Source organism: uncultured Mucilaginibacter sp. (genome assembly GCF_937859865.1).
Classification (GTDB): domain Bacteria; phylum Bacteroidota; class Bacteroidia; order Sphingobacteriales; family Sphingobacteriaceae; genus Mucilaginibacter_A.
In genome coordinates this window covers 1,511-4,060 of sequence record NZ_CALMAT010000027.1, presented here as the reverse complement: position 1 = coordinate 4,060, position 2,550 = coordinate 1,511, and the positions used below count along the sequence as shown (strand labels likewise).

General features: G+C 42.7%; 2 protein-coding genes. Both read right to left on the bottom strand.

What is annotated here, in order from left to right:
• Window positions 1-284: 284 nt before the first annotated feature.
• Window positions 285-986 (bottom strand): DUF3823 domain-containing protein, encoded by a 702-nt coding sequence (locus tag Q0192_RS03430; RefSeq protein WP_299286108.1) that lies wholly within the window; start codon window positions 984-986, stop codon window positions 285-287.
• Between the two features lie 26 nt (window positions 987-1,012).
• A partial coding sequence (locus Q0192_RS03425; protein WP_299286105.1) for a RagB/SusD family nutrient uptake outer membrane protein occupies window positions 1,013-2,550 on the bottom strand: 1,538 nt, incomplete at its 5' end.

Sequence of the window (2,550 nt, the reverse complement as noted above, 5' to 3'; positions counted from 1 at the left end):
ACGAGGAATATGAAGGAAATTTTTCTTTTCATCAGAAGGTTATACTACGATTGACACATTTCCGGGATTTATCAAAGCCTGTTCTTTACATGCTTCTTTTAGCACATAAAAATCAGGAAGCTTTATCATTACTTTCGATAGCAGAGACACTAATTTTTATGTGCTAAAAGAAGCATTGCTGTTGCTGTTATAAAATGACAATTCTTTTTTCAGGTTGTGTAATCAACAATAAACTTTAAAGGGCCATCCGGTAAAGAATGGCCCTTTTAACTATAACAAGGTTTTTAATAAGTCAGCTTTTGAACAGAGGAAAAAATCATGTCTTCTACGCCTGCTATCCGGATGCCTACACGAGCATAAACATAGTTTTGGGTTACGGTAAACTTAGGAATAGCCACGCTTAAATTTACATTAGTAGGATCGGTGATTAGTGTCCCGTCTAAATCAGCTTCGGCGACATGATCTGCTGCAGATGTAAATTGGGTTTTATTGACAAACAAACTCACCGTTTGTATATTTTTGGCAGTAGCGTCGGTAATATCTTTTTCGATACTAAACTTTGCGGTGATATTACCGCCGGCAGCAGCCAACACAGCGTTTCTTACCATATAATAAGGCGTAACTTCGATATTGACGGTTTGATCGCCAGTAAGATTGATGGCAATAGAATCCCTGCCACCGGAAGGCAGTTCTTTCCACTGAAATGGGCCCTGGCCGCCGGGTATGGTAAACTTGTAGTTGCCATTAAAGGTCAGTACAGAATAAGTCCCGTCTTGGTCAAATGTTCCGCTTATAGGTATGTTGCCTTTAAAGCCCGCTTGATAAAGTTGAAAAGGGACCTGGTTATATTCAACATTAACCGGGGTGCCTTTGTACATTAACTGTCCCTTTAAGGTTACTGATGGCGGGGCATAATTGTCCAGCTTACATGCTGCACTAAAGAGCATCAGGGAAAGTATAACGATGTAATGAAATTTGATTTTCATAATTTCTAATTAAAATAGCTTATAAATTATTGGTTGGGTTGTCTGATAATTTTTGGGTTGGCAGAAATGATACCGTCATTAATTTGAGAGTAATAATTACCAATCCTAAAATTAAGCACACCTGTTACATTTGACGGAAGAACTTCTTTAAAAACCCATTTACCATCGTTGGCGCCTCCCGGGTTGTAAAATTTATAAGGGTAAAGGCCCCAGGGCTGTGTATTCCTATGTGTGCCCGAACCAAGATTGCTGGTTAAATCTGCCAATGATTCTGTATTGCCGTCCCAAACCTTGGTGGCTATCCTCCAGCGTTTCATATCAAACAAAATATGCCCTTCAAATGATAGCTCTGCACGGCGCTCATGCACAATACGGTCGAAGTAATTGCCGGCAGTTAAAGCAATGGGCATTGTTAAACCAGCCCTTGCACGTACCTGGTTGATATAAATGGATGCATTGTCAAAATCGCCTAACTCTGCAGATGCTTCGGCTGCATTCAGTAAAACTTCGCCATAACGATAACGGATAAAGTTAACATCACTGCCACGTCCCCTTCGGCCGGAACCCGTTGCCGGGTCTAAGTATTTACGGATATAAAAACCGGTTTGGCTTCTAAGCGGTTCGCCAGTAGGTGTCGGCCCGTCTTTTCCAACAACCTGCACTTGTGCTGAACTACCAGGCAAGGCGGCCAGGTGGGTTGCGTCATCACTGCTGATAATGGTTCCGTTAGGCAATAAATAACCGCCCCAAATATCAATAAATGCGGTTTTCCAGAAAAAGTGGGGCAGCATTACCGTACCTGCCAACCTTGCGTCCCTTCCCGCAAACGGATCTTGCTGATCGGTATAATAAATGGGGTTACCTGAGGCATCTGTTGTTGGTATCGGGGCAAAGGTGTTATCCAGTTTTTCAAAAGACTCTACGAGGTTTAAGGAAGGGTCTAAACGGCCGGCATCGGTAGCTTCATCTGATACAGAATAGGGCTGGTCGTTTGTAGTGAAAGCATGCGTTTTACCTGCCAATGCTTTAAAGTCCTCAACAAATATAGATTCATGGTTTACAGAACTTTTATCTAAAAACACCGCTGCAAAATTATCGGAAAGATTAGGAAGCACTTGGTACAGGCTATAACTTCCGACAGTACCGTTAATAATTGCTTTGGCCGCAGTTAAAGCCTTGGTGTAATAACCGGCGGCCATACTTGCAGGGATACCTACTTCGCCACCCGGGAGTGAAACTTGTGGAGTTGTAGCCCCATACTTGGCAATTGAGCCTGCATATAATGCTGCCCTTGCTTCCATGGCCAGGGCTGCTGCCTGTGATGCCCTCGACTTGTCAACCAAATCAGCAGGCAAAGAGCCTTTTATGGCTTCAGCCTCACTGATCACGAAATCATAAACATCCGATTCTTTTGCCCTCGGTGTCAATAAATTACTTACAGAACCGCTGTTATCATAAGTTAATGATTTGGTGATGAGCGGGACACCGCCCATTCTTTTAACCAGTTCAAAATAATAATTAGCCCGTAAAAAACGCCCTTCTGCTAAAAACCGGCTTTTATCAG